Raw genomic sequence first — 14,324 nt, 5'->3', positions numbered from 1 at the left:
GGAAGAAGTGTGCAAAATATTGCGGGGCAGTCGAACAGTGCAAATACGCTCTCAACCCTCATTAGCGAATGGGAAAGCTCCGCTTTTGAAGTATCTGACGACGACATTGATGATGGCATTTCGTTTGTCGACATCACCAGCGGCTTGGAAAAATACCGGTTTTCGGCTGGAAAAACGATTGATGCAAAAGCCTTTACTAGGCAGCGCGATAACATCATTCGAGGGCCACCTTCTTTCACTTAATCATTAAAAAACTGAATTTTTTATTTTTGATTAGGAGAAAGGTATGCACGCCTTAAATCTATATAAAACCGAAGCTATCGATACATTGGCATGGCCGGTTGTTGAAAACACTATTACTGTAAAATCATCTGCTATGGCGGTCTTCACTGACTTTAAGCAGCACTTACCACACGTTATTGATGCTCGAACTCCAGCAACGAAAATAGAGTCGATTATGCGTCAGTCTCATGTGCGTATGATGCTGGTGGTAAACAGTGAGAACCGTTTCATTGGTATTGTGACCAGTCACGATGTCGGTGAACAGCAAATCATTCAGCGTGTGAGCGAGCTTAAGATTAAGCGAGAAGAGCTCACTGTTCATGATTTCATGCGTCCTAAAACCTCGCTCATGTCGTTTGATTTCAGTGAGCTAATACGTTCATCAGTGGGCGACGTGATAGAAACACTCAAAGACTACGGGCAGCACCATTGCCTTGTCATGGACAGAGACAGCCATGAAATTCGTGGCGTAATCAGCGTGAGTGACATTGCTAGAGAGCTGCGTTTGCCGCTTGATATACAGGGCCGCCCTACGTTTGCTGAGCTGATCAACATTCTTGCCGCTTAATTTTCAATTTTCTCAATACTGAACCATACTTTGACTACGTGTTGTTTCAAAACAACTCGTAGTCAAAGGCATATATCGCCTTAACGGTATTTGCTAGCTTAATATTTTATCGAAGTAGTTAGGTGGTTATATGCAGTATGCTCATGGTGAATTTATTATTACACGCTGTGGTGATGCGGTGCTAACGCAAGCTTATGGGCCGTGGAACAGAGAGTGTGTAAATAGCTTTGCCAGTGAGTATCGCACGCTTTCCGAGTGCTTACATGGGAAAGCTTGGTGCGATATTGTTAGTGTTGTTGGCGAATCACTACTCATTCCTGATGCTGAAGCGCTGCTTCACGAACGTGTGGCTTCGGTAAATCCCATAGGGCTCACTCATGTGGCATTAGTGATGGGAGAGTCAAGCGTTCGAGCAACCACGCAGGCGCAACTTAAACGCGTGTATCGCGATACCAATATTGATTATATTTTTGTGGATTCCATAGAAGATGCTGTTGATTGGTTGTCTTCAAAAGGATTTTCCGTCGATAAAGATGGCATCGATTTGCATCGTGAGAAAGTAGCAATGAAGCTGTAGATAAAACTTGGTACGCATTTCGCAACGTTTCATAACATCTGTATAACATTGTTCGATGAAACGAGGCGATATTATGAATAGATCACTATTTCCTACCAGCGTTGTTACGAAAGCCTTCACTTGGGCATACCAGGAACTGGGTTTAAATATCAAGCAAGCTTCTGAAATATTGGATATTTCTCCATCTTCTTTGGCGCAGACTACGCTACTTGGGTTTGAGAGTGGCACATCAGAGTACAGAAAGCAGCTCGCTTTTATTCGTATGTATCATTTACTCATTTCATTGTCAGATGGGGACAGTGAGCAAATGAAGGCGTGGTTTAGCAGTTACAATATAACGCTGGGCGCGACCCCTTTTGAAATGTGCAAAGCGTATGACGGCATTGAGAGAGTCGCCGATCAGCTTCGCAAACTGAAGCAGTCGACTTATGGTCGAGAGCGCACACTCGCCGTTGTTGAGTTTTCTCATAAAGAGCACGTTGAAAAGACAGGTGCAAGGCTTCACTAAGCCACTTACTTAAGCGCTTTCGTCAATCGATATTATAAAGTCTGCGCACGCTTGCACCTGAGTAACGGGGATCATGTGGCCAGCGCCAGAAATAATTTTGTGTACCGCACTTCCTATTGCCTTTGTTACCGCGGTGATGTGCTCGTCGGGCCTCAAGATAGTATCTTTTTCACCATACAATACCCCAACAGGGCATTGAATATCTTCATAACGAGTTTGCTGACGGTGCAGACTGCCCTGCGCAGATACTGTATCTCTGCTACCTTCATAAAAGCTTCGAGAGTGAAGCGCTAATAAACCACCGCCTTCAGTTGAAAAGGACGGGGGGACAGGTTCGGGGTGAAAAATTTGTGCGACTTGTTTTCGACCTAACTTTGCACGCAGTGGACTGGCAATGGTTTTTGCAACACTGCTGCGTACCCATTCATTGGGTATGTAAAGCACCGAAAGAGGCCCGGCACCACCTTTTAGTGGTGTAGTTAACGGGCATAGAAGCGAAACCGATTTTATTTTGTCAGGTGCATCGATTGCCATCCTCAGTGCAATTCCTCCTCCCATTGAATGCCCAGCGATGCTCGCACTACCTATTCCCTCTTTTTGCATCCACTCGAGTATCATTTTACTTTGCTGTTCGAAGCTGGCGGATGTGCTTTTATAGCGGCTCGAAAATCCGCTGCCTGGACGATCAATGGTATAGACCGTGTAGCGGGAAGCGAGGGTTTTTGCTAATTCGCTAAAATTGTTACTATTGCCAAGTAAACCATGAATCAGCACAAGCGCCGGACCGTTTCCTTGCTTTTGCCAGTGAATAATTCCACCATCAACAGGCGTAAGTTTTCCTGATGGTGTGAATGAAGCTTCGATATTGCTGTCCATTTTGGCGGTAAACCAAATAAGCGCTACAACGATACAAATAATGATGAGCAATGCGATGATCATGTTTTATGTCCAAAATAAGGATAAAAAACAACCTATCGGTTAACGCAAAAATGGTCAAGTAAGCAGTAGTGATAGTGACCTATAGATGTAGAGCCGCTAGTGCTGCAACGTTAACGTGGTTACGCCATGACGTATTAGGATTTGAGATGGAATTAATAATAACCCCTTCTATCGCGATAGATGAAAGCGAAGCTGAATTGCAAGCTATTCGAGCACAAGGTAGCGGTGGGCAGAATGTGAACAAAGTAAGTAGCGCCATACATTTACGCTTCGACATAAATGGATCATCGCTGCCTGAAAAGCTGAAAGAAAAGCTACTTCAGCTTAAAGATAGTCGCGTAACCAACGACGGTGTTTTTGTGCTTAAAGCGCAAAATTATCGAACGCAAGAACAAAACAGAGAAGATGCGCTAGCGCGACTTGTTGCGTGGATAAAGGCTGCGACAATTGAACAAAAACCGCGCATAAAAACAAAGGTGAGCCGTGCGGCAAAAGCACGTCGTGTAGATGTAAAAAAACAACAAGGTGCTAAAAAATCTATGCGTAAGAAAGTGGAATTTTAAACAAAACTAATCTAAAGTATAAAGCCTTATAGATGTCATTTCGCAAGACAACGGAAAATTCTTACAATAATAAATGAATGTGTCTTGTGCTTATGCTAATTATTGGAACTTAGGGAAGCATACAAAGTGACGCGTTCGAACGTTATTCCTATGGTGTTATTTGCAGCCATAGTGGTTTCGCTTGGGATTAATACACCGCAAGCCGCAAACGAGATTATTGCTCGTTTGTTCAACAAATCTATTTCTAATACTGAACTACAGCCTTCACAGGCTGATGTTGACCGTTTTCAGTCTATTTTAACTGACAAGTCTGAGAAAGAAGTACGAGCTATTTTAGCTCAGCGTGCACTTGGTAATAAAATTACCGAGTCTGTTCTTTCAGATTTTGCCGATAAAAATGCGATAGAGCCAAATGAAAGCGAAATTCAATCTGCGTATTCTGTAATAAAATTATGGACCGTTGATTTGGACAGCGATGGCGCCTATCAAGATGAAGAGCTAGAGCGTTATCGTTTGGCAATGGCGGAAGGCATGGCAAAAAGCTGGAAAGTATCGAAAGCCCTTTACGAAGCGTACGGCGGAGATGTGGTTTTTCAACAGGATAACCCGTTAACACCAGTAGGAGCTTATCAAAAACTGTTTGAACAGTATCGCGAAAAGGGTGAGTTTGTTATTTACGACCCTGCTTTCAAAGCTGCGTTTTGGAGTTCAGTTAAAATGAAATATGCCAAAACTTACGACCCAGATAATATAGATTTTTCACTTCCCTGGTGGGAAAAGAGCATGACTGCTTCAGAAAAATAGTTCGAAAAGCCCTGTTTTTACAGGGCTTTTTTAATTCTTTTAAAAAAATCAAACTCAGTGCGGAATAAAAACTTTTCTTCAATCGTTATCTCAGTGTCCTTTATGAAAAACGGAGATAAACGGATGAAAAAGTTAAATACTGCAATTGCACTGGCTTTAGGTATCGCGTCAACGTCTGTGTTGGCTCAAGAAACCACGTTCTCTGCTAACACATCAGCTAATGCGTCGACTTCTACATCACTTTCACTAACAAGCGGTGCAACTACACAGTCTGCAAATCAGGTTAATACGCAGACTTCTGCCGAAGGCGAAGCATCTACGCAGAGCCAAATGTCCACCGAGAGCTCAGCCGATACCGGTTTACAATTATCCGCAAACCAAACAAGCAACGATCTATCTGCCGATCAGGGAGTGAGTCAAGTTTCTGCAACATCAGATAAGGCGAACTCGATAACTTCGCCAGTGGCAGGCGCACTGACAAGTAGTGTATCTGGGTCATTATCTGTACTGTCATCAGCGTCTGGAAATGCAGAACAAGTCGATGGAGCAGAAAGTGAAGCAGAAAGTACAGCGCAGACAGCGCCAAGCTTGGCATTGAACCAAATCGGTTCACTAGCAAACAATGGCGCGGAAAATACCGCAGGAGGTTCGCTAGCTGGCAGTGTAAGTGGTGCACTAAACAATACTGCAGAAACAGCAGCAGGTAGTACCTTATCGAACACGGCTGCAGGCACCATCGAAAGTGCGGTAAACGGCGGCGTAGCCAATACAGCAGCCAGCACCGTAGCAAGCTCAGTGACCAGTTCTGTAACCGGAATGGTTGGCACCGCTGTCGAAGGAACAATTACTGACACGGTAGGAGATACGGTAGAAGGCACGGTAGAAAGCACGGTAGAAGGCACGGTAGCAACTACGGTGGATAGCTCTGTAGAAGGCGCAGTTTCAAATACAGTCGAGCAAACTGTGTCAGCAACAGTCGCAAATACGGTAGGAAATACGGTAGGAAATACGGTAGGAAATACGGTAGAAGGTACGGTAGAAGGCACGGTAGAAGGCACGGTAGCAAATACGGTGGATAGCACCGTAGCAAGCACCGTAAATAATACCGTGGCGAGTTCGGTTGAAAGCGCCGTAACAAGCACTGTAAACGACAACGTAGCTTCAAGTATTTCAGGTGCGCTTGGCCTTTAATATAAAGGCCTAAACCATTAGGTGGGCGTAGAGCAATCTTGAGCTAGCACGTTAAATAGCCACCTTAAAGTCTGAGTGCGGCTTGTCTAAATAGAAAGGCAAGCCGCTATTTAAGGTCTAGGCTGCAGGTGCGAATACACTGCCTCGCTATCGTGCATTCCTTAAAGCGAGCACCTCAAGTCAAATCTCACGTCTCTCCTTAAAAACAGCAATCGCTAAGTTTCACTTTCTCTGTGGTAGGTAACAACAATGAATACGCAAATACTTCAACACTCATCAACAACAAACAACCTTATTCGTGGCGGCCGCAAATGCCTATTGCCGTCCGTGGCAGCTGTTTTACTCGGTAGTAGCGCTGCTAATGCGGGCTCTGACAGTCACTCGCACAATGATGAAGATGCGAATCATACAAACGCAAAACACCAAACGATTTCATTCTCAGGGTCTGGCTATTTAGGGTACCGCTCTGATAGCAATGTGAGCGTTAGCGAGCTCGATACGAATTCAGATGTGGCCGACGACGCGGTACAGTCAGAAGCTCAGCTAAAGGTGCTGGTGAAGCCCACAGCGAAATGGGAAAATGTACTGTCGGTAAGTCAGGCGAATACCAACTATCAAACGCTAAGCGAGTTCGATCTTGGCCTTACCACACTGTCCGCTAGCACCAGCTATGCGTTTGACTTCGCCAAACTAGGAGCGCACTACTATCACGCTAGCGCTGAGCTAGACGGGCGTGACTTCCTCACCTATCAACAGTCTGGATTATCTGTCGGAAAATTGTTGGGGCAGCGCACTTACTTGCGTGTTAGTAGCGACCTTATCGATAAACAATTCGAGAACACGCCTGAAGGTGCGCCAATTCGAGATAGTGAAGCAGCTGCTGTGCGCAGTGACCTATTTTACTTCTTCGAAGGGGAAGACTTCTTCCAAATCGCACTTAAGTATCAAAATGAAGATGCCCAAAATAATGTGTTCGATTACACCAGTATTGGGATGGATCTAGCGTACACCTATCCTCTAGCGGTGTTTAGTAAACCCTTGAAGCTTACGGTTGCCTATCAATTAGATGTAAGAGATTACGCCTCAGAACAAGATGGAGGTATAGGCAGGGAAGACGACAGACACGTTGTTGAGATGAGTGCCGATTACGCCATTCACAACAATGTTGATATTAAACTGTCTACGCAATATGGAGACTTTGCTTCTAGTGTCGATGGCGCAAATTATCAAGAAACCATTGCTGAGTTAGGCATTAACGTTCATTTTTAGTGGGCGTTAATATAAATTCTATAATGAACAGCACGCTTAATTTAAGGCAGCACACCAAAACCGAATACGCTGTCTCGTCCGGGAGCCCCTGCATCTAAAGCTAGCTGCTGAAGTTTCAACAAGGCAGCGTTCCTTTCTTGTTTTTCGCGCAAAAAGCATGCATACAAAGCGGTGGCGCGCGGTGAAGCCATAGAGGTTCCCGTTTGCCTGATCGTTTTTCCATTAGGATGTGCGGCATTTACCGACACGCCAAACGCACCAAAATCAACGTAATCCCCTTGGTTTGCCCACCGGTAAATTACATTAGATTTATCAACGGCCGTAATGCCCAATGTTTCTGTATAAGCCGCGGGGTACAAGGGTAAAGAGGCTGGCCCCTCGTTGCCCACCGCTGCAATGATTTGAATACCGCTCTTATCCAATTGATTTATGACCCGCGCTAAAATAGGGTTGTCGGGACCTGCAAGACTCATGTTTATGGCGTCTACCTGCTGTGATGCAAGATAGTTTAAACCTTCAATTAACGACATTAGCGTAGCGCCTTGGCTAACGCTATTACGCGAATAAAACACACTGGCGTTAAATACCTGGCTAGACTTAGGCAACGACGCCGCCAATAGGCTGGCTACTGCGGTACCGTGGTCTGACGAAAAGGCAACGTCAGTTTCGCTGCCCGCATTGCCATCTTGCTCCTGATTTCGATCTTGATTATGACCAACAATAAAAGACGCTTGCGTTAAATTAACGTGTGAGAGCAGTGGGTGATTGGACGCTACATGAGTATCAACCATTTCAATGCGCAGTGGGGTTGGACAGGTGTCCAGCTTTTCCCTGCTTATCTCTTGAAAAGACCCGTTCGAAGTGGGCTTGGTCTGTGATAAATAAATATGATTTCGACCAATTTGAGACTGCAAATTATGGGGCAAACTGTTGCGAATAGACGACACATCATCCTCATCTCCTGTGACTTTAACTTTAAAAAGCCACTGAGAGAGCGCGGGCAAAAACTGAGCTTTTTGTATTTCAATATTGGCACCTTGAAAATGTACTTTGTCGGCTTCTTCCCCTAGGAATAGCCACTCCTTTTCGACAGCCAGAAAGCCATTTTCAACCGTTACTTCATTAACAACTACCTGGCCTGAAGTCGATAAAATAGTGGTTGCTGCAGGAGCGATAAATTGGGGGGCAGGAATGTCGCCTAGTACGCCCGACGCCACTGTTGATAAGTCTCTGGCGCCTTCGATAGATGATTGCGCTTTTCGTCTTGCTTCCTCGCGAATGGCGTTTAGGTCGGAGGAGGTTCTATCAATTATCGGACGCACAGGAGACACCACTTGATTCAATGTTCCTGCTAGTTGGGCTTGTGATATTGGTGCCGCAATCAAACTCAAAATCGCCACAATGAGTGTGTACTTCATTTTACTACCTTTACGTTAACGTTGGGGCAGATCGGTGCCTAAAGAAGGAATGGCATAAATTGTGCCATAGCCTCTATTAGAAGCCTGTGGTCCATTGTGCACAAACGTTGTTCTAAATGTGCGTTAAAGGCGAACAGGCATTTACCACTACCTTACAGTGTAGTGACGATTAGACAGAAGAAAAATTCCAATGCGACCCTTTAGACTGTTAAACATTCGCCTTGTCTAGATGGCTCATAGACCGCTGCAATACAGTGCAGTAAAAAATAGGTCTTAGTACGTGGAATAAAAACAAGAGTGGCTCGTTAACAGGGTAGAGATAACGGGAAACCTCACAAAGGTACATGAAAATGAAAGATGAGTTGACTGAACTCGTCCCGTCATTGCGAAAGTTTGCATATTCGTTGACGGGTAACATGCATGATGCTGATGATTTACTTCAGAACACGCTTGAACGGCTATTGAGTAAACCGCTTCCTGAGCAAGTTACATTAATGGCTTGGGCATTTAGAGTGTGCCGCAACTGTTGGATAGACGAATACAGAGCGAAGAAAGTTAGAACCAATGCGACTGATGCCCTTTCCTATGAAGCGCAATCGGCGAATAGCTGCAATGACATAGATGACGCTATAACGCAGACAATTACGCTTAAACAAGTCTCAAGCGCTATGGATGAGTTACCCTGTGAGCAAAGAGAAACCCTTTCTTTGGTTGCTGTACAAGGGATGAGTTACGCGGATGCTTCTGAAGTGTTGCAGGTACCGACGGGCACCATTATGAGCCGTCTTGCCAGAGCGAGAGCAAAAATATCAAACTTACTAAATGGTCAAAACGAGGTGCTATCGTGATCTTAACTGACGAAAAACTCTCAGCATTTTTAGATGGAGAGTTAGATACCGCTGAGATGGATCTGGTTCGTGAAGCGATAGCGCACGATGTTACCGTTTCTGACCGACTCGCCGCACTTGCAGAAGTGGATAGAGTTGTGAAAGTTGCTGCAGAAAAAGCGACAGCAGTGGCGCTGCCTAAAGAAATCGTGGCACTTTTGAGTGATGAAAAACCGCTGAGCCAAGAAAGCGAAGTACAGGCCTCTGGCGTGAGCTTAGTTAGCGAAAGCTCGTCAAATCAGAGTTTTGCGGAAAATGTTAAGCCGTTTCCAAAGAAGGTGGACGTAACTAATAGTGGGCTAGGTGGGCAAACAAAGTGGAAAGGACCTTTTGCAATAGCGGCGAGTGTAGCGGTATTAGCAAGCTTAGTGTTCTTTAATCAACAGGGCGCTGAAACAACGCAGCCTTCTCATTGGGCGAGAGTATCATCGGTACTCGACAGTAATCTAACTGGCGAAGCAACAACCTTTGATTCAGGCGTGACGGTTACGCCACAGTTGTCTTTCGTAAATACGGAGTTTAACTACTGTAGACAGGCTGAAGTCTCATCGAAAGATGAACTAAATGTAATGATTGCTTGTAAAGATAAGCAAGGTGCGTGGCAGCTTGCCGCTAGCAAATTGGACGAGCTAGGTGAGAATGCAGGTCAATACCAAACCGCCACTAGCGCTAAAGTAATGGAAGAAGAGTTAGACAAAATGATGGCGTCTGCGCCATTAAACCGAGAGCAAGAGAAAAACGCAATTGAAGCAACTTGGCTAGCTGATAAGGCCGAAGGAGTAAATGATGAAAACTAAAATTATGTTAGTACTTGCGATATTAATTATGGCGGGCTGCGCCAGTCAACCCGATTATAGACAGGCCAAAAAAGGCGGCTTTGGCTACACGGAAAGTAAGTTGAGTGATACCCAATATCGCGTGCATTTCAAAGCGAAGGGGTCTGATAAAGGCAAGGCGATGGATTACGCCATGCTCCGTGCTGCCGAGCTTACGTTATTAGAAGGCTACGACTGGTTTGTAGTGACTGACCGAGAGACCTTAGTAGATAAAGAGACCGTGCAAACCACACCTACCGCAGGCTTTAGCCAGCGATATGCACGGGTTACCGAATGCGGTGTGCTCACTTGCAGAACGTCCTACCACCCTACTACCCAATTCGAAACGGGTGTATTTGTAGGGGGCTCTCAGCAAAGTGAGATCGAAAGTATCTTGAGCATTGAGATAGGCAAAGGTACGCGTCCAACGTCGGCAACGAGCTTTGACGCAAGGGAAGTTCGCGATAACTTACAGCCTAAGACGGAAGAGTGATAAAAAATCAAAGGGCATAACCTCCCTTGACTTTGACACAAATAAAAAGGGCCGCTGCATTATGCAGCGGCCCTTTTAGTAGCAGTAAAGATTAACAACACAGTGATACCAGATTGTTATACTGCCAGTGTCTTAATTCATATATTGAAGACGGCGATTAATTAAAATAACCATCGACCTCTTTTTCAGCTTCGTCACGGCTTTTGCCATAAGCTTGTTGAATCTTACCTACTAGTTCTTCACGTCGACCGTCAATTACATCTAGGTCGTCATCGGTAAGTTTGCCCCACTTTTGCTGCACCTTACCTTTCATTTCTTTCCAATTACCTTCAATACGATCACTGTTCATAACTTGCTCTCCTTATCCAAACAATTGGTTGAAAAAACTGGCGGAATAATTGGCCAGTTATTTTCTTAGCAGCAAATGCTGTTCCATTGTGTAGGTATATGAAAGTATTGAATTTGTTGTTTATGAAAATTCTGTCGTACAGTTGTTTTTTATGCAGAATTTACAAGTTCTTGCAAAGCCTACAGGAAGCATAGTCATCAACTAGGCCAATGTTTTAGCATACGCTTCACTGTCCTGCATTTTTTCTATTTTATGTTGATCTTCGCTGCGGCCTTTCTTCCAGTAGCTACTAATATAAATATTCTCGTGCGCCACGGATTTTTCGTCCTTGAGCCATGTCCGAATCGCTCGCATATCAGAAAATTCACACGCCACCCAAACTGTGGGGTTTCCGTCGAGCCAAGTTAACTGGTCAAGGCGGGAAGGTAAAGATTGCTCATGTTCCCATATCACCGTTACTCCTTCGGGCTTCTTAAGTGTAACCGCATCCTTTTCGTCTTCAATTTTAATCACGGCGTAGCCTTTGGTTTGTACAGGAAGCTCGGCGAGGTGATTTCTAATACTAGGAAGCGCTGTCATGTCGCCAGCCAACAATATCCAATCATATTGCTCGCTGAGTCCCTTACTAGAACCGGGCCCTGCGAGCGTGATGATGTCGCCAGGCTTTGTACTTGTCGCCCATGCCGACGCAGGGCCAGTTTTACCACCATCGGCATGAATAACCATATCCAGAACCATTTCAGGCTTCTCTGTGTCAAAGTGCGCAACCGTATAGGTGCGCATTGCCACTTGGTTCGTATCTGTGGGGCGTTTCAGCGAGTTTCCTTCTAGGTCGAACATAAGTTTAATGTACGCACCTGCAGTGACCGAGGGAAAGGTAAGAAGGTCTTCCCCACTAAGGTGTACACGCTGCATATTCGGGGTAATTCGGACTGATTGGGTGACAATAGCTCTGCGAGGTTGCGGTTTAGACATTAGCTTACTCCTGTGATCTTGAGTAGCTATTCTATTTAGAAATAATTCTCATTTCTATTTCTAAAGGTGAAATGATCAGGATTGTTTAGTTCTATTTTTTAGATTAACTGACCGGTCTTAAGAGAAACTAATACAAATAAAATAGATAGGTGTACGTTGGATTAGCACTATAACAATAAGCGAGGAATACACACTGGAAAAGGAAGATTGGAGCAAAAGAAAAGGGGCTAAAATGCCCCTTAAAAAACCACAACATAACTTGGAAAACACATTTACACACCACAAAGACGCACACTCAACGACTTCATGTATAAGTTAAGATAGCCTAATTATAAAAAGGTTCCGCTTTTTTAAAAATAAAAGGTAAAAAAATAAATACCTTTGAAATAGGCGTATTCCTGTCACCTGTCAGGCTGACATTAATTCGCTAAGGCCTGTTTAGCTTTTATGACGAATTGGGCCAAATGTATGGCAACGGTTAACAGGCCCTAGCCAACGTGTCTTATTCTTCGCAATGTTATGTAGACGACGCACGTGGTTGCTGCGATTAGCGCTGACGCTATTGCGAACGGAAGCGCGATGTCCAGTTGGTAAATGAAAGCTGCCAGTGGTGGACCTATTACGTAGCCCATGGCAGTAGTCGCTGTAATTAACCCAGTGATAGTGGCTTGTTGAGAGGGGGCGCAGTAGGTCGTTGCTGCAGCTGCCAAAGATGGGTAGGCCATTCCCATACCTAAACCCATTAATGTCATGGCCGCATAAAGCATAAATAACGAATGTTGAAGAAAGAGCAGCAAGTAGGCTAAGCCCAATAGCGGAAGCGCGATAGTGATCATCGCTTCTTTGCTTATTCGGCCTTTTTGTACCCACCCAAATTGGGCTGTGAGAGACGCGGCAGCACTGACCATCATCGCGAAACCCACTTGCCGAGCAGCGTCTACGGGTGAATAGTCGTAAAAATCGATAAAAAAGAAACCCAGTGATTGCTGCATCATCGCCATTGCGCAAAATACACAAATACATGCAGCGACGAATACATAAGGTACTTTGCTAGGCGCTTGGTCATTGTCGCTAGTCTGCTGAGCGTTTTTTTGCTGAGACAAAGGCGGCAGAACAGGTAGCTTAAAATATACCAATGAAAGCGCCAGTAAGGTTAGCAACACGATGCTGTACAACGGTGCCAATAAGCCAAAACCGACTAAAAGCCCAGCGTAGGCGGGCCCCACAATTTGCCCTACGTTGCTTGCAGAGGTGACTTTGCTGATTGCACTTACTCTACTTTGGGGCGTACTGATAGCGACGGCGTAACCTACCGCAGAAGGCGGAGTTGCAGACATAATGGTTGATTGCAGACTTCGGCTTATCAACAATGCCAAAAACAAATTGGTGCCGCTTATAATGCCAGAAAATCCTGCCATCCATGCACTAGCGAAGGCAAATGTGCCCAAGCTATAACCCGACAGACCAACCATTAAAATACGTTTAAAGCCCGCACGCTTAGCGACCTTGCTCCACACATTCGTACCGAACGCAAAAATAAGTGCAGAGCTAGACATAATAGTGGCAATGTGGAATTCAGAAAGGTTCGCCTGTCGCCCCATAGAAGGGAGTGTGGTAAGCATTACGCTTTGGCCAACAGACGTAGCGAGCAACGCACAAAAAAGAACTCTAAAAACGATAGTAGATGCAGACGGCGAAAGCACGCAGGTAGCCCTTTTGGTAGGCGATAAAGAAACAACACAATTTTATCACAAATGAAGATAAAAAAATGCCCGCCAAAGGCGGGCCAAAATCAGAGGTATGTAAAGGCCGGGATGGGCCTTTGAGGGGAGAGGGTAGTCGTCGGATGACAACTCACTAATAACATCGACGACATTACCAGTGTCCTCACTATGGTCTCGCTGAAGCAACACACACGTACATTCAACGAATCCAAATTGGGTCAACAATCCCTTGCTGCACGAGACATCACTGTCGGTGCTTGCGATGTAGGTACTCAGAGCTTGTTTGCAATCCTTATGAAACAAGTGCCTTGCATCCTGCGAGTTTAATTAGGTTGTCTTTTACCTAACCTCATCATCGACCAGCAATTTAACGAATCTTCTACAGGCATCCATTAGTTACAATACTGACACATCCGTTTTTCCTTGGTGACACACTCCATGCACTTCCCATCTCGTCACCTTCAGTATTTGTCATCTACGCAATTTGGCCTCTCCGTCGCTAAAGCTGTCCTAGCTACAAACTGCGTTCTGTATTTATCCGTTAGTCTAATGTATGCGTGATCTGTGCCAAACCTTAAAAACAATTTAGAAATATTATATATTATTGATTTTTATGGTTTATTTTTTGGTTAGTTAGCTCTTTTTATCCGTTTTGTAAAACTGTCGTGAAACGACTCTGTAGTTTTTTCTCGGTAGTGTGTAGCGTTTTACAAACACATTTAACACTCATATGTCGCTTGTCGCTTGTCGCATTACCCTTGATCTTTTCTGAAAATACATTAAATTGTTTATATAAGATTTATCTTATTTAAAGTTGTTAGTCTCGCGTATAACTTTAATTAAGTTGCAGCTCTTATTAAGAAGCAGTCTTCGAATCTATTTCAGTGCAGCAGGATGATGCATGGGAAAAGCCAAATTTTTCTAAGCATTAATGAGTGCACTTAAGCGCAGTCCAACTAGGA

Annotated in this window: 16 protein-coding genes; 11 read left to right on the top strand and 5 right to left on the bottom strand. The window is 44.6% G+C overall.

The window, feature by feature from the left end:
* The first annotated feature begins 9 nt into the window (after positions 1–9).
* The 4 genes from MHM99_RS00760 (at position 10) to MHM99_RS00745 (ending at position 1,935) form a co-directional block, all read left to right on the top strand.
* Positions 10–243: a hypothetical protein gene (locus MHM99_RS00760; RefSeq protein ID WP_014977718.1), complete on the top strand. Its 234-nt coding sequence runs from the start codon at positions 10–12 to the stop codon at positions 241–243.
* Between the two features lie 43 nt (positions 244–286).
* On the top strand, positions 287–850 hold the full coding sequence (locus tag MHM99_RS00755) for a CBS domain-containing protein (protein ID WP_014951189.1): 564 nt from the start codon (positions 287–289) through the stop codon (positions 848–850).
* Positions 851–980: 130 nt separating this feature from the next.
* Entirely contained in the window at positions 981–1,427 is a 447-nt protein-coding gene (locus MHM99_RS00750) for a hypothetical protein (RefSeq protein WP_014951188.1), read from the top strand.
* A 73-nt stretch (positions 1,428–1,500) separates the two neighbouring features.
* Positions 1,501–1,935: a hypothetical protein gene (locus tag MHM99_RS00745; RefSeq protein ID WP_239217729.1), complete on the top strand. Its 435-nt coding sequence runs from the start codon at positions 1,501–1,503 to the stop codon at positions 1,933–1,935.
* A 9-nt stretch (positions 1,936–1,944) separates the two neighbouring features.
* Here the strand turns inward: MHM99_RS00745 and MHM99_RS00740 are convergent, their stop codons facing one another.
* On the bottom strand, positions 1,945–2,874 hold the full coding sequence (locus MHM99_RS00740) for an alpha/beta hydrolase (RefSeq protein WP_061096124.1): 930 nt from the start codon (positions 2,872–2,874) through the stop codon (positions 1,945–1,947).
* A gap of 146 nt (positions 2,875–3,020) precedes the next feature.
* Between MHM99_RS00740 and arfB the strand changes: the two genes are divergently transcribed.
* From arfB to MHM99_RS00720, 4 genes are all read left to right on the top strand, one after another.
* Positions 3,021–3,437, top strand: coding sequence for an alternative ribosome rescue aminoacyl-tRNA hydrolase ArfB (arfB, locus tag MHM99_RS00735; RefSeq protein ID WP_014951185.1), 417 nt, complete (start codon positions 3,021–3,023; stop codon positions 3,435–3,437).
* A 126-nt stretch (positions 3,438–3,563) separates the two neighbouring features.
* Complete coding sequence (locus tag MHM99_RS00730) at positions 3,564–4,241, top strand: hypothetical protein (protein ID WP_039229119.1); 678 nt, start codon at positions 3,564–3,566, stop codon at positions 4,239–4,241.
* A gap of 123 nt (positions 4,242–4,364) precedes the next feature.
* A complete protein-coding gene (locus MHM99_RS00725; RefSeq protein ID WP_239217727.1) occupies positions 4,365–5,432 on the top strand; it encodes a hypothetical protein in 1,068 nt (355 codons plus the stop codon).
* A gap of 249 nt (positions 5,433–5,681) precedes the next feature.
* The gene (locus tag MHM99_RS00720; RefSeq protein WP_156087173.1) at positions 5,682–6,701 is read left to right on the top strand and encodes an outer membrane beta-barrel protein; all 1,020 of its coding nucleotides are present in this window, start codon (positions 5,682–5,684) and stop codon (positions 6,699–6,701) included.
* 41 nt (positions 6,702–6,742) lie between these two features.
* Here the strand turns inward: MHM99_RS00720 and MHM99_RS00715 are convergent, their stop codons facing one another.
* On the bottom strand, positions 6,743–8,119 hold the full coding sequence (locus tag MHM99_RS00715) for a S8 family serine peptidase (protein ID WP_239217725.1): 1,377 nt from the start codon (positions 8,117–8,119) through the stop codon (positions 6,743–6,745).
* Positions 8,120–8,469: 350 nt separating this feature from the next.
* On the opposite strand from MHM99_RS00715, the gene MHM99_RS00710 reads away from it, so the two are divergent.
* Genes MHM99_RS00710 through MHM99_RS00700 form a run of 3 tightly spaced genes read left to right on the top strand, consistent with a single transcriptional unit; the run spans position 8,470 to position 10,314 of the window.
* Complete coding sequence (locus tag MHM99_RS00710; RefSeq protein WP_039229337.1) at positions 8,470–8,967, top strand: RNA polymerase sigma factor; 498 nt, start codon at positions 8,470–8,472, stop codon at positions 8,965–8,967.
* Positions 8,964–9,803, top strand: coding sequence for a DVU3141 family protein (locus MHM99_RS00705; protein WP_049585609.1), 840 nt, complete (start codon positions 8,964–8,966; stop codon positions 9,801–9,803). The genes MHM99_RS00710 and MHM99_RS00705 overlap by 4 nt, the downstream gene beginning before the upstream one ends.
* On the top strand, positions 9,793–10,314 hold the full coding sequence (locus MHM99_RS00700; protein ID WP_014951178.1) for a hypothetical protein: 522 nt from the start codon (positions 9,793–9,795) through the stop codon (positions 10,312–10,314). The genes MHM99_RS00705 and MHM99_RS00700 overlap by 11 nt, the downstream gene beginning before the upstream one ends.
* A gap of 157 nt (positions 10,315–10,471) precedes the next feature.
* Here MHM99_RS00700 and MHM99_RS00695 read toward each other — a convergent pair whose 3' ends face one another.
* The 3 genes from MHM99_RS00695 to MHM99_RS00685 form a co-directional block, all read right to left on the bottom strand.
* Complete coding sequence (locus MHM99_RS00695; RefSeq protein ID WP_014951177.1) at positions 10,472–10,663, bottom strand: CsbD family protein; 192 nt, start codon at positions 10,661–10,663, stop codon at positions 10,472–10,474.
* A gap of 201 nt (positions 10,664–10,864) precedes the next feature.
* On the bottom strand, positions 10,865–11,638 hold the full coding sequence (locus MHM99_RS00690; protein ID WP_049585612.1) for a siderophore-interacting protein: 774 nt from the start codon (positions 11,636–11,638) through the stop codon (positions 10,865–10,867).
* A 488-nt stretch (positions 11,639–12,126) separates the two neighbouring features.
* Complete coding sequence (locus tag MHM99_RS00685; protein ID WP_080986361.1) at positions 12,127–13,341, bottom strand: MFS transporter; 1,215 nt, start codon at positions 13,339–13,341, stop codon at positions 12,127–12,129.
* Positions 13,342–14,324: the final 983 nt, after the last annotated feature.

Origin of the sequence: Alteromonas sp. MmMcT2-2 (assembly GCF_022348305.1) — a bacterium.
Taxonomy (GTDB): Bacteria; Pseudomonadota; Gammaproteobacteria; order Enterobacterales; family Alteromonadaceae; genus Alteromonas; species Alteromonas macleodii.
This window is presented reverse-complemented; position numbering and strand designations above follow the sequence as displayed.

Bases quoted from the DNA above. Each gene is read 5' to 3' on its own strand.
- MHM99_RS00755 (WP_014951189.1), top strand. From the start codon at position 287: ATGCACGCCTTAAATCTATATAAAACCGAAGCTATCGATACATTGGCA.
- MHM99_RS00695 (WP_014951177.1), bottom strand. From the start codon at position 10,663: ATGAACAGTGATCGTATTGAAGGTAATTGGAAAGAAATGAAAGGTAAG.
- MHM99_RS00745 (WP_239217729.1), top strand. From the start codon at position 1,501: ATGAATAGATCACTATTTCCTACCAGCGTTGTTACGAAAGCCTTCACT.
- MHM99_RS00710 (WP_039229337.1), top strand. From the start codon at position 8,470: ATGAAAGATGAGTTGACTGAACTCGTCCCGTCATTGCGAAAGTTTGCA.
- MHM99_RS00750 (WP_014951188.1), top strand. From the start codon at position 981: ATGCAGTATGCTCATGGTGAATTTATTATTACACGCTGTGGTGATGCG.
- MHM99_RS00720 (WP_156087173.1), top strand. From the start codon at position 5,682: ATGAATACGCAAATACTTCAACACTCATCAACAACAAACAACCTTATT.
- MHM99_RS00690 (WP_049585612.1), bottom strand. From the start codon at position 11,638: ATGTCTAAACCGCAACCTCGCAGAGCTATTGTCACCCAATCAGTCCGA.
- arfB (WP_014951185.1), top strand. From the start codon at position 3,021: ATGGAATTAATAATAACCCCTTCTATCGCGATAGATGAAAGCGAAGCT.
- MHM99_RS00715 (WP_239217725.1), bottom strand. From the start codon at position 8,119: ATGAAGTACACACTCATTGTGGCGATTTTGAGTTTGATTGCGGCACCA.
- MHM99_RS00740 (WP_061096124.1), bottom strand. From the start codon at position 2,874: ATGATCATCGCATTGCTCATCATTATTTGTATCGTTGTAGCGCTTATT.
- MHM99_RS00700 (WP_014951178.1), top strand. From the start codon at position 9,793: ATGAAAACTAAAATTATGTTAGTACTTGCGATATTAATTATGGCGGGC.
- MHM99_RS00725 (WP_239217727.1), top strand. From the start codon at position 4,365: ATGAAAAAGTTAAATACTGCAATTGCACTGGCTTTAGGTATCGCGTCA.